This is a genomic window from Plesiomonas sp. ZOR0011 (genome assembly GCF_000800945.1).
Classification (GTDB): domain Bacteria; phylum Pseudomonadota; class Gammaproteobacteria; order Enterobacterales; family CAMTGL01; genus Plesiomonas; species Plesiomonas shigelloides.
In genome coordinates, this window is record NZ_JRKB01000019.1 from 39,744 (window position 1) to 63,994 (window position 24,251).

The 24,251-nt window shown below is 54.9% G+C and carries 20 protein-coding genes; 2 read left to right on the plus strand and 18 right to left on the minus strand.

What is annotated here, in order from left to right; translation table 11 throughout:
- Positions 1–68: 68 nt before the first annotated feature.
- The gene (gene tsgA / locus L975_RS03050) at positions 69–1,247 is read left to right on the plus strand and encodes an MFS transporter TsgA (protein ID WP_036768678.1); all 1,179 of its coding nucleotides are present in this window, start codon (positions 69–71) and stop codon (positions 1,245–1,247) included.
- 103 nt (positions 1,248–1,350) lie between these two features.
- On the opposite strand, the gene L975_RS03055 is transcribed toward tsgA, so the two are convergent.
- The 17 genes from L975_RS03055 to pilM form a co-directional block, all read right to left on the minus strand.
- Complete coding sequence (locus L975_RS03055; RefSeq protein WP_010862763.1) at positions 1,351–2,925, minus strand: PAS domain-containing methyl-accepting chemotaxis protein; 1,575 nt, start codon at positions 2,923–2,925, stop codon at positions 1,351–1,353.
- Between the two features lie 399 nt (positions 2,926–3,324).
- Positions 3,325–3,930, minus strand: coding sequence for a LysE family translocator (locus L975_RS03060; RefSeq protein ID WP_047707124.1), 606 nt, complete (start codon positions 3,928–3,930; stop codon positions 3,325–3,327).
- Between the two features lie 300 nt (positions 3,931–4,230).
- The gene (locus L975_RS03065) at positions 4,231–4,578 is read right to left on the minus strand and encodes a YegP family protein (RefSeq protein WP_036769217.1); all 348 of its coding nucleotides are present in this window, start codon (positions 4,576–4,578) and stop codon (positions 4,231–4,233) included.
- A gap of 138 nt (positions 4,579–4,716) precedes the next feature.
- Complete coding sequence (locus tag L975_RS03070; protein ID WP_052181235.1) at positions 4,717–6,186, minus strand: VWA domain-containing protein; 1,470 nt, start codon at positions 6,184–6,186, stop codon at positions 4,717–4,719.
- Positions 6,173–7,804 carry an AAA family ATPase gene (locus L975_RS03075; protein ID WP_052181236.1) on the minus strand — a complete coding sequence of 544 codons (1,632 nt, stop codon included), beginning with the start codon at positions 7,802–7,804 and terminating at the stop codon, positions 6,173–6,175. Before L975_RS03075 ends, L975_RS03070 begins: the two co-directional genes overlap by 14 nt.
- 779 nt (positions 7,805–8,583) lie before the next feature.
- The gene (gene trpS / locus L975_RS03080) at positions 8,584–9,606 is read right to left on the minus strand and encodes a tryptophan--tRNA ligase (RefSeq protein ID WP_010862768.1); all 1,023 of its coding nucleotides are present in this window, start codon (positions 9,604–9,606) and stop codon (positions 8,584–8,586) included.
- A 61-nt stretch (positions 9,607–9,667) separates the two neighbouring features.
- The gene (locus L975_RS03085) at positions 9,668–10,354 is read right to left on the minus strand and encodes a phosphoglycolate phosphatase (protein ID WP_010862769.1); all 687 of its coding nucleotides are present in this window, start codon (positions 10,352–10,354) and stop codon (positions 9,668–9,670) included.
- Positions 10,351–11,022, minus strand: coding sequence for a ribulose-phosphate 3-epimerase (rpe, locus tag L975_RS03090; protein WP_010862770.1), 672 nt, complete (start codon positions 11,020–11,022; stop codon positions 10,351–10,353). Before rpe ends, L975_RS03085 begins: the two co-directional genes overlap by 4 nt.
- A gap of 67 nt (positions 11,023–11,089) precedes the next feature.
- The gene (gene dam / locus L975_RS03095) at positions 11,090–11,923 is read right to left on the minus strand and encodes an adenine-specific DNA-methyltransferase (protein ID WP_047707126.1); all 834 of its coding nucleotides are present in this window, start codon (positions 11,921–11,923) and stop codon (positions 11,090–11,092) included.
- A gap of 74 nt (positions 11,924–11,997) precedes the next feature.
- A complete protein-coding gene (locus L975_RS03100) occupies positions 11,998–13,689 on the minus strand; it encodes an SPOR domain-containing protein (RefSeq protein WP_047707127.1) in 1,692 nt (563 codons plus the stop codon).
- Positions 13,690–13,699: 10 nt separating this feature from the next.
- On the minus strand, positions 13,700–14,785 hold the full coding sequence (gene aroB, locus L975_RS03105) for a 3-dehydroquinate synthase (RefSeq protein ID WP_010862775.1): 1,086 nt from the start codon (positions 14,783–14,785) through the stop codon (positions 13,700–13,702).
- A gap of 22 nt (positions 14,786–14,807) precedes the next feature.
- Positions 14,808–15,329, minus strand: coding sequence for a shikimate kinase AroK (gene aroK, locus L975_RS03110; RefSeq protein ID WP_010862776.1), 522 nt, complete (start codon positions 15,327–15,329; stop codon positions 14,808–14,810).
- A gap of 212 nt (positions 15,330–15,541) precedes the next feature.
- Positions 15,542–17,608 (minus strand): type IV pilus secretin PilQ, encoded by a 2,067-nt coding sequence (locus L975_RS03115; protein ID WP_010862777.1) that lies wholly within the window; start codon positions 17,606–17,608, stop codon positions 15,542–15,544.
- 29 nt (positions 17,609–17,637) lie between these two features.
- On the minus strand, positions 17,638–18,189 hold the full coding sequence (locus L975_RS03120; protein WP_052181237.1) for a pilus assembly protein PilP: 552 nt from the start codon (positions 18,187–18,189) through the stop codon (positions 17,638–17,640).
- Entirely contained in the window at positions 18,186–18,791 is a 606-nt protein-coding gene (locus tag L975_RS03125) for a type 4a pilus biogenesis protein PilO (protein ID WP_052181238.1), read from the minus strand. Before L975_RS03125 ends, L975_RS03120 begins: the two co-directional genes overlap by 4 nt.
- Complete coding sequence (locus L975_RS03130) at positions 18,788–19,357, minus strand: PilN domain-containing protein (protein WP_010862780.1); 570 nt, start codon at positions 19,355–19,357, stop codon at positions 18,788–18,790. Before L975_RS03130 ends, L975_RS03125 begins: the two co-directional genes overlap by 4 nt.
- Complete coding sequence (gene pilM / locus L975_RS17165; RefSeq protein ID WP_052181239.1) at positions 19,357–20,313, minus strand: type IV pilus biogenesis protein PilM; 957 nt, start codon at positions 20,311–20,313, stop codon at positions 19,357–19,359. Before pilM ends, L975_RS03130 begins: the two co-directional genes overlap by 1 nt.
- A gap of 221 nt (positions 20,314–20,534) precedes the next feature.
- On the opposite strand from pilM, the gene mrcA reads away from it, so the two are divergent.
- The gene (gene mrcA, locus L975_RS03140) at positions 20,535–23,099 is read left to right on the plus strand and encodes a peptidoglycan glycosyltransferase/peptidoglycan DD-transpeptidase MrcA (RefSeq protein WP_047707129.1); all 2,565 of its coding nucleotides are present in this window, start codon (positions 20,535–20,537) and stop codon (positions 23,097–23,099) included.
- A gap of 139 nt (positions 23,100–23,238) precedes the next feature.
- Here mrcA and L975_RS03145 read toward each other — a convergent pair whose 3' ends face one another.
- The gene (locus L975_RS03145) at positions 23,239–24,165 is read right to left on the minus strand and encodes a patatin family protein (RefSeq protein WP_010862783.1); all 927 of its coding nucleotides are present in this window, start codon (positions 24,163–24,165) and stop codon (positions 23,239–23,241) included.
- Between the last annotated feature and the right edge of the window lie 86 nt (positions 24,166–24,251).

Sequence of the window (24,251 nt, forward strand, 5' to 3'; positions counted from 1 at the left end):
TCGCGCAATCGTTTCACATAGACTTCGCGCTTTTCATTTTTCCTTCTTTTCAATTACGGTAATTTGCGATGAGCACAATGAACCGCCTCCGGTTAACCTGGATCAGTTTTCTGTCATTCGGTTTAACCGGTGCCTTAATCGTTGTCACCGGTATCGTGATGAATTCGGTTGCCGACTTCTTTCATATTCCGCTGGCGAGCATGGGGAATACCTTTACCTTCCTCAATACCGGTATTCTGGTAGCCATTTTCCTCAATGCCTGGCTAGTCCACATCATTTCGCTGAAACGCCAACTGAGTATCGGTTTCGTGCTGATGCTGTTTAGCGTGGTCGGCCTGATGTTCAGCAAAGGGCTGATGCTGTTCTCCCTGTGTATGTTTATTCTCGGGGTCGTGAGCGGTATTACCATGTCGATTGGTACTTTCCTGATCACCCAGCTGTACCATGGCCGTCGCCGTGGTTCGATGCTGCTGATCACCGACTCATTCTTCAGCATGGCGGGGATGATTTTCCCGGTGGCGGCCGGTTATATTCTGGCGAGTCACGCTGCGTGGTACTGGGTATATGCGCTAATTGGCGTGGTGTATCTGGCGATTTACCTGTTGACCATGACCTCCGAATTCCCACCGCTGCATAAAAACGACAGCGATGGCAACGCGGTCATTAGCAGCGAACGCTGGGGCACTGGGGTGTTTGTGATTGCCGCCGCTGCGCTGTGCTACATCCTCGGTCAGATGATTTTCATCTCTTGGCTGCCAGATTATGTCAGCACCCAATTTAGTATGAGCGTGGAAAAAGCTGGCGCACTGGTCGGTAGTTTCTGGATGGCCTACATGATTGGGATGTGGATTTTCAGTGTGATCGTGCGCTTTTTTGACCTGTACCGTCTGGTGCTCGGTCTGACGCTGCTGGCTGCGCTCGCCATGTATGTGTTCATTGGCGATAACAGCGGTCACTACCTGCATATCAGCATTATTGCTCTGGGCTTTGTGTCGAGCGCCATTTATACCTCGCTGATCACCCTGGGTTCGCAGCAGACCAAGGTGTCTTCACCGCGTCTAGTGAACTTCATCCTGACCAGCGGCACCGTCGGTACTATGCTGACGTTCGTCGTCAGTAGCCCGATTATCCATCACTATGGGCCGAAAGTGGCGCTGTGGAGTGCCAACGGTCTGTATGCGGCGGTATTTGTCCTGACCGCACTGCTGGCGCTGTTCACTCAGCACCGCAACCACGGTCACGTCTAACTGCTAGACGATATACCGCTCGGCAGAAAAGTCTGCCCATAAAAAAACCGGCCTTGGCCGGTTTTTTTGTTTCTGCATGGCGAATACGCTTAGGCATCACACCTTAAATCGCGCGTTCAAATTGCAGCATCAAACGGCGCATCGCTTCCAGCTGCGCGACCAACTGACGCGTGCTATCTACCGATTGATCACTGCTGCCAGCGGTGGCCACCGTCAGCTGATTGATATTCTCGATGTTGTGCGAGATCTGATCATTCATCTTAGCCTGCTCTTCTACCGCATCAGCAATCTGTCGGCTGCTGTCAGTCACTTGGTTGAGCACTTCGTTAATTTGCACCAAGCGATGACCGGTTTCCGCCGCTTGCTGATTGCACTGCTCCGACAACGACGTCCCGCGCTCGACCGCTTCCACCGCCTGCGCCGCAATCGCCTGCAAGCGGGTGATCATCTGCTGAATTTCGCCGGTCGATGACTGGGTTTTCTGCGCTAAAGAGCGCACCTCATCGGCAACCACCGCAAAACCACGCCCTGCTTCTCCGGCGCGCGCCGCTTCAATCGCCGCATTCAGCGCCAGCAAGTTGGTTTGATCGGCAATCGCGCCAATCACATCCAAAATCCCTTCAATTTGGGTACTGCTTTGCGACAAATCGTGGATCACTTGCTTGGAGTTATCCAACTCCTCATGCAAGGCATGCACCGAATTGATGGTGGTTTCGACACTCTGCTGGCCTTCGCGCGAAATCTGCTGTGCTTGGGTGGTGATGCTCGACGCCAGCGCCGCGCTTTCCGCCACTTCATGAATCGAGGACGACATCTGATCCATCGCCACGCTCACATGCTCAGTCGCCAGCATTTGCTGACGCAAATTAGACTCAATCTGCTGACTGTTTTGCAGCTCTTGCTCGGCGGCCGTTAAAATGCGGCCAGAGGTTTCGGTCGCCCGCCCAACAATCGCCCGTAACTCAGCCTGACGCATCTTCAAGGCCAGTTCAATCACCGAAAAATCATCAAAGCGGCCGGTGTACACTTTTTCCATCAATGGGTTGTCATAGGTCTTCTGCGCCAGTTGCTGCAAAGTGCGCAGCCGCCCCACCAGATACACACTCACCGCGCCGGCCAAGCCACAGCCCAGCAAGCCCAATCCACCGGTCAGGGATAGCCCCTGCTGCCACAGCGCGATACCTTGTAACAGCACGCTGCCAAGTGTTAAGACCGGCAACCCTGCCATCAACGCCAGACGGCGTAAGCGCGGCGTTTTATTGCGCCGCAAATCGGCATACAGGGCTTCTGCGCGCGCCACACTTTCGCGATCGGGCTTACTGCGCACCGATTGATACTCGATGACCTCGCCGCGCGCATTGAGGATCGGGGTAACAAAAGCCGATACCCAGTAAAAGCCGCCATCCTGACAACGGTTCTTGACCAGCCCCATCCAGCTCTTACCGGCACGAATATACTGCCAGAGCTGAGCAAACGCCGGTTTCGGCATATCCGGATGACGTACGATATTATGCGGCTGGCCCTCGAGCTCCTCAGGCTGATAACCGGCTACCTGACAAAAATTCTGGTTAGCATAGGTGATCCGGCTATCCGGCGTGGTGGTCGAAATCAGATTCAGTCGGGCATCATAATCGACTTCCGTCGCCGCTCCGGCGCTAAAGCCTTGTGGTATCGTCATAAAAGATCCGCTGTAGTCCCATTTTGTGATGTATGCCGCTGCACCCGCGCGCGCATAGAAGTAATATAAAATGGGATATTGTTAATACTTGATTAAATGAGTGACACAAAAAAGTGCCCCCCCAAAATGCATTGCGATAACACCGCATGGAACGTTGTTCTGTTCCGGCGTTTTGCTCCGGCGTTTTGCTCCGGCGGCGGATCGCATCCACAAAGCAAATGGATGCGCATAAAACCACAAGCATAACAAAGGGCGAGAGATGAGCCTACGCGATTAGCTCACCTTTCTTAGGCTAGCGGTAGCATCCACCCACTTATCAGACATATCTATAGCGGCCACCACCGTGTAAAACTTGAGTAACGCCCCAGCTGCGCGCGGTTTGCATGCATGACGTGGGTTTTACAGCAGCAGTAAACGACCGGCCACCACCAGCAGTACGACGCCCATCGCGCGATCCAGCCACTTACCGGCTCGCACCAACTGACGGAAAATCAGCGGCTGCGAGATCAGTAACACCACCAGCGCATACCAACCGCCATCAATCACCCCCGCCGTGGTGGTGATCAGCAGTTTATCGCTCACCGAAAACCCCTCTTGCAAAAACGGGCTAAACAGCGCGACAAAAAACAGCATCAATTTAGGGTTGGTAAACGAGAATAAAAAGCCATCCAGCAAACCATTCCGCCGCGGCCCACTCGCATTGCTTTCCAAACCGCTGATCCCTTGGCTGCGCAGCGCGCCCCAAGCAAAATACAGCAAACACACAATACCGATGCCTTTGATGACCAAGAGCATTTGCGGATGAGTGTGTAGCAACGCGCCGAGGAAAAAAGCAGTCGCCAGCGCATACAGCGCCACACCGGTGCCATGTCCGATCGCGGTGAGTAAACCGGTAACCGGCCCACTACGTGAAGTATTGCGGATCACCAGCACCAAACTCGGCCCTGGGCTGACCGCGCCCAACATCAAAATACAGGCCAGTGAAAACCATTCGGTGAGGGTCATTGCATCATCCCTGAATGTGCTGCCATCGTGGGCAGGCAAAAGAATCCAAAACAAAACGACAGACTCGCCGGTCTGCCGCTTGTTAACACCCGATTACCTTACCGCAAAATCAGCGTCACGGCATCCTGCCGTGCTCCGTGCACCCTGTACCGGGTGTGGGGTGATAGAAGTGCGGCTATCATGCACACATTTATCATGCACGTCAGCGCGAACAGCAGGCGTTAACTCAGGTTCGACGTTACGCGCCTGACGGTATCTCTGTGATGCCTTTTCGACACCCCATTTACCTGCTCCAGCGACTCATTTATCCACAACCGTCAGATCGCGAATGTCGGTGCTGACGCCATTTTTCATCACCGAGTGGATCCCGTTTTGTGCCGAGACATCGGAAGAGTAGAGCTGACTTTGCCCGATCACCTGATGATTACGTGCTTTGAGGACAAAATAGGGTTTATTGGAGCTGGCGACTTTCAGTTCAAAATGCGCCTCGTCCGTGGCATTTTTCTGCACCGACTCGATACCATTTAGCGCCGCCGCCTTCGTGGTATAGCGTTCGCTGGTCAGAATAATTTCGCCATTACTGGCTTTCAGATTAAACATAAACTGACCATCGCTGGCTTTTTTCAGTTCGAAATGTCCAATCATAATCGTGCCTCGCTGTGATACCTGCCCCGCCTGTGTGCGGCGCACACAAATGCCTGTCTCATTAAAAATAGACCGCGCAGCTCAAAGCGGACAATTTTATTTTATCTGTCATTGCTGGCAGGCTACGCCGCCAGAAAAAACTCAGCGCTGGCGGCGTAACAAACGCCCATAGACCCCACCGCTGCGCTGCCACACCGAGTCAAATAACGCCAGTAACGACGGGTTACCTTGCGCCGACAAGGCCACCGCATGCAGCCGATTACCCGCCGCTGCCAATTGCGGTAATTGCTGCTGGATCTCCAGCCCACAACGTGGCGCGATAAAATCAGAAATCACCACGATATCGGCATTGTGGTAGGCCTGCTGCTGCAAACGCGCGATGGCTTGTGACAGACAGCGGTTTAAATCCGTCCCACCAAGGAAACGATAGGATAGAAACGCCTTCGCCTGACTGAGCCCCTCAGCACCGCACAGCTCGAAGCCCACCACTTGGGTTGAGAAGATCAACACGTGACAATGCCGATTTTGCGCTACCGCCTGCTGCATTAAGGCCAGCGTCAGCGCCTTGGCGCAGCGCTCGGGAAAACCGGCCATCGAGCCCGACGTATCCACACACACCACAAAGGGGCCACCGGCCACCAAATCTTGCGGCGCGCGCGCTGCCGGCGTGGCCTGTGGCGCGGGCGTTTTCTGCCACTGCAAGCCTTCTAGCTGATAACTCAGCAGCTGCCCTTCAGCCAGTTGTTTATAAAATAGGTATTCCAGCTCATCCACCGACAACATCACTGCCGAGGTGGTCAGCAGGCGCTCTAAATCGCGTCCAAAGCGGATCCCGGCCACCTCTTCTGGCGCTGGATCGGGCTGAGGCCGTGGACTGCTTCCCTGCTGCAATAATTTGCGCCGCCGCTCCTCATCAGCGCGTCGGCCAAGCTCCGCGGCAATTTGCTGCAACTCGGGCTGACGCGCCAACCAGCGCGCGAGAGCGTCCAGCTCATGCATCTCTTGCTGACTCAAGCTGGCATCGGCCATATCCCATAAGCGTCCAGCCTGCTCCGCATCCCCCGGAGGTACCAGCTGCGACAGCTGCTCGGTGGCCTGCATGCGCCGGTACAATTGCTGTAACTGCTCTTCACGCGCCTGATCCAGCCACTGTAGCTGCTCGGCCAGCACATCTTCATCCAGATAGTGTTGCCAGCGCTGCATAAAATCGTGACGTAACGACTCCAGCTCCGTCGGCGACGGCGCGCTGTTCATCGCCTGCACTAAAGGTTTCACTGCCTGCTCTAGCGGCGCGATGCCCTTAATTTGTAAACGCAGCGCTTCTAGATGGGTCAGAAACTCCCCCATCTCCATGGTCTCGTAACTGTGAAACAGCCCCAGCGTATGCAGCGCGGTTTGCGACAACTGCTGATGCACGATCACCAGACTCATCCGCTGCTTCCAGCGCTCGACCTCACGCTGCATCAATCCGCCCAGCCAGCCACCTTGACCACTGCTTTGCCCACGCGTGGCGCGCGCCACGCCTTGCTCAAGTTGCTCCGCCGCGCCGGAAACCCGCTTGGCGACCTGAGCTAGCGCCCCTTGCTGTAGCTCGTCGTCACGCAGAGGCATGCTCTTTCACTCGTCGATAGCAGGTCTCCAACGCCGCCAGCTCCTGCGCCAACTGAGTCAGCTCCTGCAAGAGCTGATCGAGACTGGCCTGAATTTGGTCGATAAAAATCTGATCGGCAAAGTGATGCGGTAAGGTGTGGGTAAACTGGCTGCGAGCCAGCATCAGTTGCTGATACAGTTTTTGCTGCATGCTGGCTAGCTCATCCAGCTCTTGTTGCCACGCCTGCTCAGTATGAGTACTGACCGGCCAAATTCCACTGATACCCAGTGGAATATCTTGATTGCGGGTATCGCGCACCACCAGCTGCTGTCGACTGTCGAGAGCAAAGCTCAAGTGCTGCACGCTGGTCTGGGTATTCACAAAGGCCGCAATGGTGCCGCTGCCGCGCAGCAGCTGCTTTTGTAACTCCTGCGGGTCGACCAGAATCTGGTACGCCGCCTCGGCCGGTTGCGTGGAGAGCTGCGCCTGAGGCAATAGCGGGATCAACCGCAGCAAGCCTTTATGCGCCATGTGCCGATACTGCCCCGCATGGGTCAGATCCAGCTGATAACGCTCCCCCCGCAGACCGCTGCTTTTTTTCAGCGCCGGACGCACCGCTAAGCGCCGCGCCTCTTGCTGACGCGCCACTTGCTCTTGCAGATGGCTAATTTGCAATGCCAGTTCGCGCTGCTCGTAGGCTTCCTCACGGGCATATTCACCGATTAAGGCGCGGATAAAATCGCGGGTCGGCAAATCACGCCACAGGCAATTCACCAAAATCAATAAATCCGGCGGCGTGATCTGACTACGGCCATTAAAAAAGGCACAGGCACGCAGCAAGTAAATGGCCTTTTTCCAGCGTCGATCGGAAATGTACAGATCCAGCTCCGGCGCTAACGCCTGCTTTTCCTCCAACCGCGTTTTGATGAAATAAATTTTCTCAAAACACGGATCCGGTAACTGCACCTGTGGGATCTGTTGCTGCCACTCCTGATACTCCTGCTCCGAGATTTTCAGCTCCGGTGGTACCGGATCGCGATACACATCGTCGGCCGCCACCACCATCGAGCGAAAATTGTCTTTCTGCTCCACCTTACCGACATACACCCGCAGCAACATGCGATCGTAAAACGGGTCTAACCCACCTTGAGGATCGGGCAATTCATTGGAGGCGGTGAGCAACAAACGCATCGGCAAACGCAGGGTTTGGGTACCGTTACGAAACAAGCGCTCGTTCAGCACGGTCAGCAGGGTATTCAAAATCGCGGGGCTGGCTTTCCAGATCTCATCCAGAAACACAATATGGGAAGACGGCAGATAGCCCTCGGTCAGACGCACATACTGCCCTTGCTCTTTGAGCGCCTGAATCGACAATGGCCCAAACACCTCTTCCGGGGTGGAAAAGCGGGTCATCAGGTATTCAAAGGTGCTGGCCTCTTTAAAGGCGCACATCAAACGGCGGGCGATCAGACTTTTACCGATCCCGGGTGGCCCGAGCAGGAAAATACTCTCCCCGGATAACGCGGCCAGCAGGCTGAGTTTGAAGGCATTTTGGCGCTCGTACACGCCCTCACACAGATGGTGGTTTAAACGGCTGACTCGGCTGTTCAGACGTTCACCTTGTTGCGCTGAAAACATCACGTACTGTTCCTTCTGCGCCCACCGCTAACGGAGAATTCTCCACTCGGCGGGATCCGCACGATGCCGGTGCTAACTCTGCGCACCGACATACCCCTGTTACAAAGTGAAAAGTTACACAGTGAAAAATGACCGCGCGAAAAGCGGCAAAACAACAATCGCCGCAAAGCACGGTCTTATCAGTTATGGGCATCCCCATAACTGATAATGAATAAATATGTAATCGTATCGTTACAGTAGTACTGCTCTGTTCGGTGCACCGTAAGATACGCCGTACAGGGCGACGCCCCATGGTAGGGTTATTATTCGTGAGGTTATGCCTAAACCTAGTGACTTGACCAAATCTTGTCAATCAATCTGATGACAGCCGATTGCAACTCATTTTCACCAAAGATAAAAGACCAACACAATCAGCGACATTTATTAACAGCACTGAGCTAGCCGTCGCGAGAAAATCACGTTTTATTCCGGCAGCTTTGCTGTCGCACGTTAATGAAATGTAGTCCCTAGAGTGATATTTATGCACATCATCGCATATTGTTATTTTGTGTAACGTCGCGCTCAAACGTTGAAAAAATATGCAGGGATTATGCAAAAACGAGGCGAAAAAAGAGCTAGGGAGTGACCCAAACGAAGTGTGCGCAATCCGCAGAAGGCACATTAGCCGAGCACAAAACATACTCGACGAGGAGATAAGGAAGGATAAAAAAACCGGCCAGACGCGAAACGCGCCGGCCGGCTTACATCATGGATTCATTATGCGAATGATTGCTCCGCCATTACGGACGCGCGACAAAACCCACGGCATCGTATACTTTCGCCAACGTCTCGGCGGCGCGCGCAGAGGCTTTCTTCGCCCCCTCACGCATCACCTGCTCCAGATACGCTTCGTCAGCACGATAGGCGTGGAAGCGCTCTTGCAGCTCGGTCAGCATGCCGGATACCGCCTCGGCTACTGCGCCTTTCAAGTGACCGTACATTTTGCCTTCGAATTCCTGCTCCAGCTCAGCAATGGTTTTGCCGGTTACGCCAGACAGAATATCCAGTAGGTTCGATACCCCTGGTTTTTGCGCCACGTCGTAACGCACCACTGGCGGCTCTTCCGAGTCGGTCATCGCACGTTTGATTTTCTTGGTGACTGACTTTGGATCTTCCAGCAGGCCAACCACGTTATTGCGGTTGTCATCGGATTTAGACATCTTCTTGGTTGGCTCGAGCAGTGACATCACGCGCGCGCCCACTTTCGGAATAAATGGCTCAGGAATGCGGAAAATCTCACCGTACAGCGCATTAAAGCGCTGCGCCACATCACGGCTCAGCTCCAAATGCTGCTTCTGATCTTCACCAACCGGCACTTGTGCGGCTTGATACAGCAGGATATCGGCCGCCATCAGCACCGGATAGTCAAACAGACCGGCGGTGATGTTCTCAGCATAACGGCTGGATTTGTCTTTGAACTGGGTCATGCGGCTCAGCTCACCAAAATAGGTGTAGCAGTTCAGCACCCAACCTAACTGCGCATGCTCTGGCACATGTGACTGAACAAAGATGGTGCTCTTTTCTGGGTCGATACCACAGGCCAAATACAGGGCCAGCGTATCTAAAGTTGCTTTGCGCAGGGTGGCCGGATCTTGACGAACAGTGATGGCGTGCAAGTCCACGATACAGAACAGGCACTCATACTCATCCTGCATCTTCACCCACTGACGCAGTGCACCCATATAGTTACCGATGGTCAGTTCGCCGGAAGGCTGCACGCCGCTTAATACAACCGGTTTTTTGCTTACAGTGGGTTCACTCATCACTACTCTTCCTAAAATTCAATGCTCTAACCTGATCCGCGTCGGCGATAGCCGGTGACTCTCAGCGGTCAATGCCTAGCGCCGGTAATAAACCGGTAAACTGATGTAATACCAAATCCGGCTCACTCAATGCAATGGATTCGCCGTAATTGTATCCATAACTGAGGCCAACGCTCAGACAACCGGCCGCTTTGGCCGCTTTAATGTCATTTTCTGAGTCGCCGACAAACAGTAATTCTTGAGGGCGCAGCCCCAGTGTGCCGAGAACCAGATACAGTGCCGCCGGATGCGGTTTACGTACCACCACATCATCGCCGCCCAGCACCACACTGAAGTAATCGCTCAAGCCGAATTTTTCCAGCAGCGGGCGCACAAAGGCACTCGGTTTATTGGTCACGATCCCCAGCGGCAGCCCTTGCTGACGCAAGCGTGCTAAGGTGTCCAGCACCCCGGCATACAAGCGGCTACCGACAGTCAAATTGGCGGCGTAATGCTTATCGAACAAGGCGCGCGCTTCACGCAGTTGCTGACGCTCAGGGACAAACCCCTCTTGCGCCCACGTCAACGCCCGCTTTACCAGTATATCGGCCCCGTTACCAATCCATTCCCGCACCCGATTTTCACCGGCTTTCGGATACTGCAGCTCTTCGAGCATCAGATCCACCGCCAGCGCCAAATCCGGTACGCTGTCAATCAGAGTGCCGTCGAGGTCAAAGACCACGCTGCGCACCCCGGAAAAACGCATCATACCGCCAACTCCAGCTCCGCGCGCATCTGAGCAATCACCGCCGCGTAATCTGGCTGGCTAAAAATCGCCGAGCCGGCCACAAACATGTCCGCGCCAGCCGCTGCTATGTCACGGATATTGTCGACTTTCACCCCGCCATCGATCTCCAAGCGGATATCGCGGCCACTGGCATCAATGCGACGACGCACTTCACGCAGCTTATCCAGCGTGGCTGGAATAAACGACTGACCGCCAAAGCCTGGGTTCACCGACATCAGCAAAATCACATCCAGCTTATCCATCACGTAATCCAGATAGCTTAGCGAGGTGGCTGGGTTGAGCACCAGACCGGCTTTACAGCCGCAATCTTTAATCAGTTGCAAGGTGCGATCGACATGCTCAGAGGCTTCCGGATGGAAGGTGATGTAGGTGGCGCCCGCTTTGGCAAAATCTGGGATGATGCGATCAACCGGTTTTACCATCAGGTGCACATCAATCGGCGCAGTAATGCCGTAGTTGCGCAGAGCCTGACACACCATCGGGCCAATCGTCAGATTCGGCACATAATGGTTATCCATGACATCAAAGTGCACTACATCAGCACCGGCCGCCAATACCTTGGCTACGTCTTCCCCCAAACGGGCGAAGTCCGCCGATAAAATTGATGGCGCAATGAGGAAATCCTTCATCTTCCAGCTCTCCAGCAAATCAATCGTAAAAGGTCACCACCACCATGAGCGCGATTTGCGCCCACCGTCACCCCGCTTTACATCCGCCGGACGTAAACAGCGCCAACAGCTCGCCGACTTTATTGCGGCTACCGCCATTACGGCTAATGGTGCGCTTAACCTGTACCACATTCAATTGCGCCCCTTGATACAGGCGGCGCGTCAACGGCGTGTCGTGATTGGAGATCAGAACCGGCACCCGCTGATGGGCTGCAATCTGATCGGCCAGCTCGGCCAAGGTGGCCTGATCATCGAGCGAAAAGCCGTTGCTGTGGTACGTGGTAAAGTTCGCGGTGGTCGAAAGCGGAGCATACGGCGGATCGCAGTACACCACGCAGTGTTTATCTACCCGCGCCAAAGTCTGGGCATAACTTTCACACACAAAGGTCGCGCGCTGCGCCTTGTGCGCAAAAAAGCGCAGCTCTTGCTCTGGGAAATAGGGTTTCTTGTACGACCCGAACGGCACATTAAAACCGCCTTTCAGGTTGTAACGACACAGGCCATTAAAGCCATGCCGGTTCATATACAGAAAAATCACCGCGCGACGATAAGGATCAACCGTCTGATTAAACTCATCGCGCAGGCGGTAATAGGCTTCCGCGCAGTTATGCTCGGGGGTAAACAACTGACGGGCATCGGCGATAAAGCTGTCTACATCCTGCTTGACCAGATTGTAGAGATTGATCAGATCGCTGTTGATGTCCGCCAGCACATACTCTTCAAAATCGGTATTCAAAAATACCGAGCCAGCGCCGACAAACGGCTCAATCAGACACTGCCCCGACGGTAAGTGGCGGCGGATTTCATCAACCAGGCTGTACTTGCCCCCGGCCCATTTGAGAAACGCGCGGTACTTCTTCATGCTGTGTGTTCTGCCACTTCTAGACTGCATTAAAGCGGCTAATTGTACTCAGTTTAATTAGCCGCTGCAGTGGGTTATTGCGCCCGCTTCAGTTCAGTTTGCACCTGACGGTATGACTTCACCCACGGTTGATCCGCTTTCATTGCCGTTGGCAGGGTGTTAATCGCCTGCTTGGCTTGGGCTACCGTTGGATAATTGCCCATGATCACCACGTACCAAGCCCGTCCATTACGGCGTGTTTCATACACCCGTAATTTGGAGGCCAAGCCACTTTTCTCAACAAAATGCCACGCATCTTTGAGCGAATGGGAGCCTGACAACTGCACGGTATAGTGCTTCGGTGACGCTTTTTCCAGCTCAGTATCACCGCTCAGACGGCTGCTGTGACGACGCTTGCTGCTGGCTGGCTTGGCAGCCGTTTCTTTTGCGGCCGTCGCTTTGGCGTTGTCCGCTTTCGCTGACTCGGCACGCTTGGCCGCCGCCGCTTGCTCTGGGCTGATCGCCGTCGAGGTCGCCGTAGCGCTATCACTTGTGCTGGTCGCAGCCGGTTTGGCTTCCTCAGCGGCATTTGCGTTAGTCGCTGGCGCAGTCGGGGTGGCCGCTTGCTGGACTTGCTGCTCAGCCGCCACCAGGGCATCCACTACGTTGCCCGGTAACACCACGCGCTTGCCAGTTTGCGGCAGGATCTGGGCCTGTGTAGTTTCACCCGGCTCTGCTGGCGCAGTGATTTGCGCCACCGGACTTTGCTCGGTCAAACGCACTTGTTCGTTTTGCTGAATCGGCTCGACCTCACCGCTATTGAGACGGCCTTTAACGTCTGGGACCGGATCCAATGGCGCCCCATCGACCTTCGGCAATACTTTTTCCGCGCTTGACGCATCGCTTTGACCACCTAACGGCTGGCTGGAGACGGATGCGGCGCGATCGCCTGGGGTAAAGGTGGATTTGGCTGGCGCGGAGTGCTCAGACAGCCACACCCACGTACCGGCGCCCAGAGCCAGCAGTACCAAGACGGCTAAGCTGATCAGGCCAACCCGTGAGCGAGACTCTTTGGCGCGCTGTGCCCGCGGTTTAGGCAATAAATCGGGCTCAGGCTCTGGTAACAGCGGCTTTTCCGCTGCCGCCAGCACCGCGCCGGGGCGCAATGCTGTACCCAGCAACGCTTCTGCATCCTGCGCCGGACGCTGCGCACGGACTAAAGCAGCCTTCATCAAGGTCAAGGCTTCGGCGCGGGTCAGCTGCGGCACATCGATGGTCATTTGCGCCACACCCTGCTGCGCCGGCAGTGCTTTGATACGCTCAGCCAACCCCTCGGCCGGACCAAACAGCACCACGGCACAACGACGATTACCAGCCTGACGGCTGGTGCCCGCCAGTTGCCATAACTCCATCAACATGGCGTCAGACAACAGCTGCGCATCATCGACAATAATCAGCAGATCGCGACGCCCTTCACGGGCAAGCTCTGGCAAAAATTCGGCCAGTGGCGTGGCATCATCGTAAGCGGCTTGATCCACCAGTTGGTGCACCAGTAATGAGCGCACCAAGGTATCTGCCTGATCTTTACGACCGGCAAGCAGCGCACAACGTACCCGCTCGGGATCTTGCTCATCCAGCAGATGTTGGGCCAAAAAGCTCTTTCCGGCCCCTTCCGGTCCGCTGATATGAATAAACGGTGAGCCAAAGCGGCTCAGAAAACGGACGCGTGAGAGTACTTGAGTCTGCGAGTCCAGCTCAACCCACAGACGAGAGGGTGTGTTTTCCATCGAATTCTACTTAACCCCGGCATTCGGCAATCGCTGCCAGAACAACCTGTTGATCGGTTCCGCTGACGACGCTGGCCTGTCCGATCCCGTGTGGTAAAACCAGACGCAGCGTGCCCGCCAGCACTTTCTTATCCCGCAACATATGCGGCAGATAAGCGTCTGCCGCCATGGCAGCGGGGCCTTGCACAGGAAGACCGGCGCGCTGTAACAAGGCGCGTAGCCGTGCTACATCGGCGTCAGTGGCCAGCCCCAGGTGACGCGACGTGACCATCGCCATCATCATTCCAGCAGCGACCGCTTCGCCATGCAGCCAAACGCCGTAGCCCATCTCCGCTTCAATAGCGTGACCAAAGGTGTGTCCCAGGTTCAGCAACGCGCGCTGCCCCTGTTCGGTTTCATCTGCCGCCACCACCTGCGCTTTCAGCTCACAGCAGCGACGCAGACAATAGGTCACCGCCTGCGGCTCCAGTGCCAGCACCTGCTCCAGATGCTGCTCTAACCAAGCAAAAAATGCGCCATCAATGATGACACCATACTTGATCACTTCCGCCAAACCGGCCGCAAACTCCCGCGCCGGTAAGGTACGCAGGGTATCGGTATCCATCACCACCGACACCGGCTGGTGAAACGCCCCGATCATGTTTTTACCCAGCGGATGATTAACCGCCGTTTTTCCGCCAACAGAAGAGTCTACCTGCGCCAACAGCGTAGTCGGGATCTGGATAAACCGTACCCCGCGCTGATAACAGGCCGCCGCAAAACCAGTCAGATCGCCAATCACACCACCGCCAAGCGCCACCAACGTGGTATCTCGGCCATGATTGCCGGCCAGCAAGGCAGAGAAAACCTGATCCAAAATGGTCAAGGTTTTGTACTGCTCACCATCGGGCAACACCAGCGTCTCGACCTGACAGCCCAGCGTGCGCAAGCTGTGGCACACGGTCTGCAGATACAAAGGCTCTAGCGTGGTATTGGTCACCACCATCACTTTGTCACCCGCGCGCAGCGGATGAAAAGAAGCCGGGTGCGAAAGCAGCCCGGCTTGAATCGTGATAGGGTAGCTACGTTCCGCCAATTCTACGGTGATCCTTTCCATGGCATAACTTTCCTAACGTTAGTTACTGCTGTTCCAGCATCTCGATGATCTGTGTGGCCACCACTTTGGCACCCTGATCATCCGTACGAATAGTGATGTCGGCAATTTCTTCATACTGCGGGTTACGCGTGGCCGCCAGTGCTTCCAGCACTTCGCGTGGCTCCACATCGCCCTGCAGCAATGGCCGCTTCTTATCACGCTGGGTACGAGCCAGCTGTTTTTCGATGGTTGTTTCCAGATAAACCACGATTCCGCGCGCGGACAGACGGTTGCGCGTTTCGCGGGATTGAATGGAACCACCACCGGTGGCCAATACGATCCCCTGCTTTTCCGTCAGGTCATTGATTACTTTTTCTTCGCGAACACGAAAACCTTCTTCGCCTTCAACGTCAAATACCCAGCTGATATCGGCGCCAGTGCGGCGTTCGATTTCCTGATCGGAATCGAAAAATTCCATATTCAGCATCTGCGCCAGATATCTGCCGATAGTACTTTTACCGGCGCCCATAGGCCCGATTAGGAAAATATTACGTTTCTCTGCCATGTTTTTCGGTTTTTGCTTAAAACAACGTTTAAATACACCTCGCCCCGTCAAAAAATGCGATGACGAGACATGACCTGAATCCTCATAAGAACGTAGTGCGAGATCAGACTAAAAATTATCTCAAGAGTCGTGCCGGTTTGGCAACTGCATAAAGGCAATGCTTTCGAAAACCGCTGCTGCAGTTTTCGAAAGCCATCATCAAGGAGAGAGGGTTAACCACTGATAGGATCAGTGCTCACCGGGCGGTTCATGTTCTGCTGAACCACGCGCGGGGTAACAAAAATCACAAGCTCACGTTTTCCGGCTTTATCCATATCACGACGGAATAACCGTCCCATGACAGGAATATCCCCCAGTACCGGCACCTTATCTACACCTTTGATAGTAGTGTGCTGGAATACGCCGCCGAGTACAACTGTTTCCCCGTCATCGACCAAAACTTGCGTTTCGACTTCTTGCTTATCAACCGACACCGCTTCGCCGCGCCCAATCTTGTATACCTTGCCTGGCGAGTTCTGGCTGACCTTCAGATCCAGAATGATTTGTCCGTTCGGGGTAATTTGCGGGGTAACGTCTAAACCGAGCACCGCATCTTTAAATTCGATAGTGGACGCGCCGCTAGAGCTGGCCACTTCATACGGCAACTCCGTACCCTGTTTGATACTGGCTTGTTTCTTGTTCGCCGTCAGCAAACGTGGGCTCGCCACAATCTCCACGTTGTTTTCTCGCTCCAGCGCCGACAGCTCCAGATCCAGCAACTTGCCGTTGATTTTGGCAATCTGGAACGCAATCGAGGCCGCGCCAGATGAGGCTGGCATGTTGACGTTCAAGAAATCATCCACGGTCGGTTTTTGATCCAAAGCGCCAATCGCGCCTAAGTTACCCTCCACCGAGCCGCCAATCATGCCGCCATTACCGGTATCCATCAGCATGCCCCAGCGAACGCCCAGCTCATCCAAGCTTTCGTCGTTGATGGTCACGATACGCGCTTCAATCTGGATTTGGCTCACCGGACGGTCGAGCGAAGCCACCATCTGCCGCACGGTATCCAGCACGGTATCAATATCGCGGACCAGCAAGGTGTTGGTGCGCTCATCCACCGAGACCGAGCCGCGCGAAGAGAGCATGCGACCATTAGGTGCCGTCAGCATGGCAGCAATTTCAGAGGCTTTGGCAAAGTTGATATCGATGTATTCAGTTTGCAGCGGTTTTAATTCGCTCACCTGCGCGTCCGCTTCCATCTCCCGGCGCTCGCGCTCAATCAGCACTTCACTCGGCGCGACTAACAGCACATTGCCGTCGATCCGCTTATCCAAGCCTTTGGCACGCAGAATAATGTCCAGTGCTTGCTGCCACGGCACATTATCCAGACGCAAGGTGATCTCCCCTTGCACGCTGTCAGTGGTGACCAAGTTGAACTGGTTATAGTCCGCAATCACCTGCAGCACAGTACGGATAGGAACATTTTGGAAATTCAAAGAGATAGGTTTGCTGTACTGGGCCGGATTATTCACCTGCGCCCGCGCCGAGTTAGCGCGGCGAATTTGCACTTTCACCTGCGAACCGATGCGCTGCTGGTCATAATCCACCGGACCTTTGAGATCCAGTAACAAGCGGGTGTTCTGTCCGGTGGCTTCGCTGCGAATGGTTTTCACCGGTGTACCACGGCGGCTAACATCCATCTTATAGGCATCACCGGCCACGGTGGTGCGCGGTAAATCCAGCACCAAACGGCCACTGCTTTGCCGAATTGCCAAATCAGCCGGCGGCTGGACAAAGTTTAAGGTCAGCTCGGCCTGCCCGTCACCGCGGGGCACAAAATCCACCGATAGCAGGCTGCTGCCGGTGGGTTTGAGGATCGGGTTATTTTGCTGTACTTGCTCCGTCGAGCGGGTTTGCCCCAGCAGCAAGATGTAGCTTTTGCCTTCAGCGCGCAGCTCAAACGGCTCCTGACGCACCAGATCAAAACCAATCTTGGTACCTTTGGAGGAGGGCTTGATGTTAATGCCACGCAACATCGGGTTATTCACCCGAATGGTATTACCCAGTTTGCTTTTATCCACTTGCGAAAACGTCAGGGCCAGCGTGTTTGCCAGCGTATCACGCTGCTGCGCAGGGGTAGCCACCGGCTGATCGAAGATCATGCTGACCGCTAAACGATCGCCTTCTTGCCGTAATTTGACGTCTTCCAGTGTGGCGGCCCAGGCCGGGGACATCAACCCGAACCAGACTCCGGCTACCATCCAGTAGCGTAAACTGCGCACTGCTCCCTTCATCATCTTCTTATCCTGTCTTCACACTCTGCTTATCAGGCGCCAAAAGGCGAAGTATCCAGCGTCATAGCCACTTGCCGCTGCTGCCAGCAACCCCGTCCGTCACTGACCATCTCACGCAGCTCAATCTTATTCGGCGATACGGTTTCTAGGGTTCCCCAGTTCAAACCGAGAAAATCCCCCGGACCGATACGCACCAATTCAGAATCGGGCGTTTCCACCAATGCCCACAGCTGACTTTTATCGCCAATCACGCCTCGGAATTTCAGTTTCTCCAGTCCGTACTGCTCCAGGGCGGTTTTCTTGCGCTCGGTATTCGGCTGCGCGCAATCAAAGCCGCGATCACCGGCCACTTCCATCTGTGGCGTCATAAAAGGATTGCGTAGCGGCGCAGCCACAAACAGCAAACGCCCAGTCCGCTCCAGCGCTTTCGGTGCACTGATCCGCTCTTGCGGCACTTCTTGGTAAATGTCTTGCAGTACCGTTTCTAAATCTTGCTGCTCGCCCGAGTCACAGCCCGCCAGCAGTAACAGTGAGCCCAGCAAAGCGCCGGCTCTCAGCGGCCGACGTGGGGTAGTCCGTCTCATTTTTTCGCCTCCGCTTGCTGGGCCTTCAGCTCATCGGCGCTGAGCAGGCGGAAGGTGGTTGCGCGCACCGAGAAACCCAACTGCTCACCTTGCTTACGCTCCAAGGTCAGATCGCTCAAGGTGATGATGCGCGGCAGCAAGGCGATATCACTGGAAAATTGCCCCAGCTCGCCAAACGAGCCTTTCAGCTCCAGCTGCAACGGCAAGGCTTGCAACAGCCCTTGCGGCTGCGGATTCATCCAGTTAATGCGGTCAAACTGCATGCCGTTACGCGTCCCCACCATGGTGATGGAGTCCAGCAACGAGGCCAGTTCGTCTTGCGAAGGCAGCTGACGGCTCAAGGTCGCCAGTTGATTGCTAAGCTGACGGTAACGCTCACGGGCCGCCGGTAACTGAGCGGCCAGATTGGCTTTACTGCGAATTTGCGTCAGCAGCTCTTGCTCTTTAGCCTGCGCATCCTCATAGGCTTGCCAACCCGGCAGCAAGACAAACCAACCGGCCAGTGCGAAGATCACCAAGGTCGCGATACTGACGAAGGCCCACTGCATCTTGCGCGGCCAGTAGGCAATCTGGTCTAAATCCAGTTCACTCCATTGGCTCATCCTTTGATCTCCCCGAGCTTCTGCTTCATGTCGGCCAGCAACTGGAAGCGCATCTTGAACTCATCGAATTGGGTACCGTTTTTGTTGGCCACGATGGCGTCAATGGACACCCCATCCAGCCAATATGACGACTCCACCTGCCGCACCATCGACGACAAACGCACGTTCGATTCACTGCGCCCAGCAATTTCGACCCGCTCGCCATTGAGGGTAATTTTGTCGATGTACACCCCGGTCGGCACCACCAACGGCAGCAGGTTAAACAGTCGGGTAACCTGATCGCGCTGCTTTTGCAGTGCCGATACGGCGGTGATCCGCTTGTTCACCAGCTCTTCTTTGGCTTTGATGTCGCGCAGCTCCGCCAATTTGGCATCCAACAACTGGATTTCCGATTGCAAGCGGCTCAAGCGCGACTGTTGATGGGTATTCAGCTGATCAATGCCAAACCAGACCCCGGCCAAAATCAAAAACCAAAAACCGCCCCACACGGCGACCTGACGGACAAAGCGCTGCTGTTGCTGTTGCCGCTCCAACTCACGCCAAGGTAACAGGTTGATTCCTTTCATCAGTTACCCTCCCAGACCGCCAGACCACAAGCCAAGGTAAACGGCCACGCATCCTCTTGCTGCGGTACGCTGACCGCCAGCGATAAACCGGCAAACGGCGACCAGCCCTGTACTGGCACTGACAGTTGCGTGCTCAACACGCGGGTATCGCTTTCGCGCAGTTGGCCGCTGACCAGCAGGCCACTGGATTGTCGGCCGGTGGAGTGATACATCTGGCGGATCAGCCCCAGTTGACGGGTCACTTCGCTCAACCATTGCTCTTGCAGCAGTGCCGGCGGCACCGAATTGCCTTCGCTTTGCGGGATGTTCAGCGGCTGATCGCGGAAAAACAGCGGACTGCCGGGGACCGAGGTCACAAGCAGATTACGCGCCGACAAGTGCACCAGCAGTTGCTGCTCCAGCTCCAGTGCCGGCGGTAGCGCCGCCTGTGCTTGCTCCAACGCACGGCGCAGCGCCAGCGGCGTGATATCGACGATATCGGCTTGTAAACCCGCGCCTTGCAACACCGCCAGATAATCATTCATCAACTCACGGCGTGCCGCGGTGACCACCAGTTTCAAGCGGCCATTGGCGGTTTCCGCCCCTTCAGCGCGAAAATCGAAAGCCAGCTCATGCGGCGGTAGCGGGAATAATGAGGGTAATTCAGCCTCGACCCGAAACAGGCGCTCCTGCTCGGTTAAAAAGGCATCCACCATTAAGGTTTTTTGCATCACCGCCGCCCCCGGCAGCGCAATGCATAAACGCGCCAGACGGCGCGGCAGAATTTTGTCAATTTGACTTAATACGTCACGTAACGCGTCAGGGGAGATCAAACGATCGCCCTGAAACGTACCGGCTGGCACATTAATACTGTGCCAGCCCAGTAACTCCCAGCCCTGCCGGCGCGAACGGCACCACACCACGCGCACCGCATCGCTGGCAATGTCTAACCCTACACTGACAGAGCGTGCAAACATGTCTCTCCCTGCATCCTTGCGATGCCTGCTAACGGCGCCCTGTAAAGCCCGGCTTTAAAGACACCATGTCAAAGATGTAACTTCAAAATTCAAAAAAATCAGTCAATTCGCCAAAGTGCGAAGAAAAAATCAGCAAAGGGGTTACCCTTTCATTGCTTGCCTTTATACTACGCACTTAGTGTTTATAAACCGTTCGGTGCTTTAGTCGCGGGAATTCTCAGGTGAAGCTCATAAAGTATTTTTTGGTCGTTACACTGGCTTGCATCCTCTTGGGAGCAGCTTCGGTGTACGGCTTATATGTCTATGTCAAACCGCAATTGCCGGATGTAACAACCCTGCGCGATGTGCGTTTGCAAACCCCGATGCAGGTTTACAGTGCCGATGGCAAACTGATTTCTCAGTTTGGTGAAAAGCGCCGGATCCCGCTGACCTTACAACAGATCCCACCGCTGATGGTGGATGCTTTCATTGCAACAGAAGACAGCCGTTTTTATCAACACGACGGTATTGATCCGATTGGAATTTTGCGAGCTGCCTTTGTTTCTTTGACCGCCGGTCATGCAAAACAGGGCGCCAGCACCATTACGCAACAGTTAGCGCGTAACTTCTTCTTAAGTCCGGAAAAAACTTTGATGCGTAAAGTCAAAGAGGTTTTCTTGGCCTTGCGAATCGAGCAGCTGCTGACTAAAGATGAAATTCTGGATTTGTACCTGAATAAGATTTATCTCGGCTACCGCTCGTACGGGGTGGGGGCTGCGGCACAAGTCTATTTTGGTAAAGATGTCAGCCAGTTGAGCTTAGGTGAGATGGCAGTGATTGCCGGTCTGCCGAAAGCGCCATCAACTCTCAACCCACTGTACTCGTTAAGCCGCGCCGAACAGCGCCGTAACGTGGTGCTGTCGCGGATGCTGGAAGAGCGTTACATCACACAACAGCAGTACCAAGAAGCGATCAGCCAGCCGATTGTAGCCAGTTACCATGGCGCTGAAATCGAGCTGCACGCGCCGTATCTGGCCGAAATGGTGCGCCAAGAGATGGTCAACCGCTATGGTGAAGAGGCCTACACCGAAGGCTTCAAAGTCTTTACCACGGTAGACTCCACCACTCAATTGGCGGCTGAGCAGGCACTGCAAAACAACGTGATTGATTACGATCTGCGCCACGGCTATCGCGGGGCGGCCAATCAATTGTGGAACAGCAGTGAGCCAGCGTGGGATCTGAGCAAGATTGTCAGCAGTCTCAAGGCGCTGCCGACCTATGGCCCGTTCCAAGCCGCTGCCGTGACTGCGGTACAGGACAAGTCCGCCAATGTGGTACTGGCCGATGGCCAAAACATTACCTTAAGTTGGGATGGCATCAAGTGGGCACGTCCGTTTATCAGTGATACCCGCCAAGGTGCATCACCGAAAAATGCGCGCGATGTGCTGAAAACCGGCCAACAAATCTGGGTACGCAAAGTCAACGACCAGTGGTGGCTGGGCCAAATTCCGGATGTGAACTCGGCGCTGATCTCCCTCAATCCAGAAAATGGTGCGGTGAAAGCGATTGTCGGCGGCTTTAGCTTCAACCAGAGCAAGTTCAATCTGGTTACACAAGCGACCCGTCAGATTGGTTCTAACATCAAGCCATTTATCTATGCCGCGGCGCTGGATAAAGGGCTGTCCTTGGCGACCATCCTCAACGATGCGCCGATTACCCGGTGGGATTCTGGCTCGGGCAGTGACTGGCGGCCGAAAAACTCCCCTGCGGTGTATGACGGTCCATTGCGTTTACGCGTGGGTCTGGGGATGTCGAAGAACGTGATGATGGTGCGGGCACTGCGCGCAATTGGCGTTAACTTTGCCGCCGATTTCTTAGAGCGTTTTGGCTTTAACCCCGCCAACATCTCGCGCTATGAATCACTGGCACTGGGTGCGGCCGAGTTTACCCCGCTGGAAGTGGCGCGCGGTTACTCGGTATTTGCCAACGGCGGTTATCTGATCACGCCATACTTCATCAGCAAGATTGAAGACTCTAACGGCAAACTGCTGGAAGAAGCCAAACCGCTGGTCGCCTGCACCGGTACCTGCAACATTCCGGTAGTGTATGGCGAAACGCCAAAAGCGGCGGTATTGGGCAATGCGCTGACCGAAGATCTGCCAACCCAAGATGGCGTAGTGCCAACACCACAAATCGAGCACGTGGATACCCCACTGCTGGAGAAGAAAGAGGAAAGCGAAGGCTATGCGCCACACGTGATCAGCACCCAACTGGCGTTCCTGATCCGCGATGCGCTGGAATCGGCGATTTGGGGTGAACCGGGTGGTGGCTGGCAAGGCACCGGCTGGCGTGCCGCGCGTCTGCTCAAGCGTCATGATATCGGCGGAAAAACCGGTACCACCAACAGCTCGAAAGATGCGTGGTATTCCGGTTATGGTCCGCAGACCGTGACTTCTGTCTGGATTGGCTTTGACGATCACCGTCGGACGCTGGGTCGCACCACCCAGAACCCGAACCTGAAAGGCCAGCAGATCTCCGGCTACGAAGGGGGCGCTAAATCAGCGCAGCCAGCATGGGATAGCTTCATGCAGTCAACCTTAGCAGGCGTGCCTGAGCAGCCGAAGCAGATTCCGGACGGCATTTTGAGTATTCCTATCGATATGCAAACCGGTAAGCTGGCCGATGGTACCGGACGCAGCCGCGTCGAATACTTCATCCCAGGCACTGAACCGACTGAAAAAGCCACCCATGAAGTGGGAACCACTATCTTTGATAGCAGTTCAGGCTCACAGCAAGAGCTGTTCTAAGTGTGCGCGCCACCTTAATCGGTGGCGCGTTTAGAACACATGTCTCGGATACAGCACTAAAAAAGGGCAGCGTAAGCTGCCCTTTTTTATTGTCCCCAGTTGGCAGTGTTAGCGCTGACTGAGGTCAGATGCGTGCAACTTAAGCATGCTTTAGCCAAGGCGCGACCGCAGACAGGAAGTAACGGCCACAATGACGGCCAATCCAATAGTCGTGATCCAGCTCGGTCTGGTTGCTACCTAAGGTTTTACTGGCCAAGGTATGGGGCGGGAAAATCTCGATAATGCGCAGCTTATCGGGCGGATTTAATAAAAAATGCTGAGTCTGCTTATAGCAGTGCTCGTGGTGCTCAACCATCTGCGCCATATGATGGAATTTGCTGTGCGACAACCACTTGCTAAAGCGGCTCAACCACTCCGAGGTATAGTAGGGCTCAGAAGGCACAGTGCGGATCACCACAATCAGATCGGCGCCGCGCCGATAAGCTTCTTCAACCGGAATCGCCGCGCTGACTCCACCATCCCAATAGCGCACACCACCCACATCCACACCGTTACGGTATAAACCGGGGATCGCCGACGACGCTTTCATCGCATCGTGCCAATTATCGGCACTGGCTGACATGTACACCGGCTGGAAGTCATCGTAGCGCGAGGCGCACATCAGAAATTCGCGATCTTGCAAACGCGCTTGGGCGCGATCCAACGCCAGTGGGTAAATTTGCGCGACCGAATCCATCAACCAATCCAGATTCAGCATATGGCCGCCGGTGGCGAACGACACTGGGCTAAAAAAGCGCTTCTGAGTGGTAAAACGGGTGATCACATTACGGGCATAACCGGCTTGATTGAGAACATAGGCCGAGGCGTTCTGCGCACCGGCAGAGGTGCCCAAGATCAGATCAAACGGGTAATAGTTATCGCCGAGAAACTCATCCAACACCCCGGCAGTAAAAATTCCACGCTGACCGCCCCCTTCGCACACCAACGCCAATTTTTCATAGCGAACCGGCCGTGCAATAGACAGCGGTTCAATACACCCGATACTCAGCGGCAGACGCTTTCCCATAATGCAAACACGATCACCCAGTTAATCAAGACTGAGTTTTAGTGTAACGTTGAACCCGCTTAGCGGCTATGCCACTTCTGATTCAC

Coding starts and splice junctions, on each gene's coding strand:
- tsgA (WP_036768678.1), top strand. CDS start 69: ATGAGCACAATGAACCGCCTCCGGTTAACCTGGATCAGTTTTCTGTCA.
- L975_RS03130 (WP_010862780.1), bottom strand. CDS start 19,357: ATGAAAGGAATCAACCTGTTACCTTGGCGTGAGTTGGAGCGGCAACAG.
- L975_RS03100 (WP_047707127.1), bottom strand. CDS start 13,689: ATGGAAAACACACCCTCTCGTCTGTGGGTTGAGCTGGACTCGCAGACT.
- L975_RS03085 (WP_010862769.1), bottom strand. CDS start 10,354: ATGATGCGTTTTTCCGGGGTGCGCAGCGTGGTCTTTGACCTCGACGGC.
- rpe (WP_010862770.1), bottom strand. CDS start 11,022: ATGAAGGATTTCCTCATTGCGCCATCAATTTTATCGGCGGACTTCGCC.
- L975_RS03115 (WP_010862777.1), bottom strand. CDS start 17,608: ATGATGAAGGGAGCAGTGCGCAGTTTACGCTACTGGATGGTAGCCGGA.
- pilM (WP_052181239.1), bottom strand. CDS start 20,313: ATGTTTGCACGCTCTGTCAGTGTAGGGTTAGACATTGCCAGCGATGCG.
- L975_RS03125 (WP_052181238.1), bottom strand. CDS start 18,791: ATGAGCCAATGGAGTGAACTGGATTTAGACCAGATTGCCTACTGGCCG.
- L975_RS03075 (WP_052181236.1), bottom strand. CDS start 7,804: ATGTTTTCAGCGCAACAAGGTGAACGTCTGAACAGCCGAGTCAGCCGT.
- L975_RS03070 (WP_052181235.1), bottom strand. CDS start 6,186: ATGCCTCTGCGTGACGACGAGCTACAGCAAGGGGCGCTAGCTCAGGTC.
- aroB (WP_010862775.1), bottom strand. CDS start 14,785: ATGGAAAGGATCACCGTAGAATTGGCGGAACGTAGCTACCCTATCACG.
- L975_RS03120 (WP_052181237.1), bottom strand. CDS start 18,189: ATGAGACGGACTACCCCACGTCGGCCGCTGAGAGCCGGCGCTTTGCTG.
- aroK (WP_010862776.1), bottom strand. CDS start 15,329: ATGGCAGAGAAACGTAATATTTTCCTAATCGGGCCTATGGGCGCCGGT.
- trpS (WP_010862768.1), bottom strand. CDS start 9,606: ATGAGTGAACCCACTGTAAGCAAAAAACCGGTTGTATTAAGCGGCGTG.
- L975_RS03060 (WP_047707124.1), bottom strand. CDS start 3,930: ATGACCCTCACCGAATGGTTTTCACTGGCCTGTATTTTGATGTTGGGC.
- L975_RS03055 (WP_010862763.1), bottom strand. CDS start 2,925: ATGACGATACCACAAGGCTTTAGCGCCGGAGCGGCGACGGAAGTCGAT.
- L975_RS03145 (WP_010862783.1), bottom strand. CDS start 24,165: ATGGGAAAGCGTCTGCCGCTGAGTATCGGGTGTATTGAACCGCTGTCT.
- dam (WP_047707126.1), bottom strand. CDS start 11,923: ATGAAGAAGTACCGCGCGTTTCTCAAATGGGCCGGGGGCAAGTACAGC.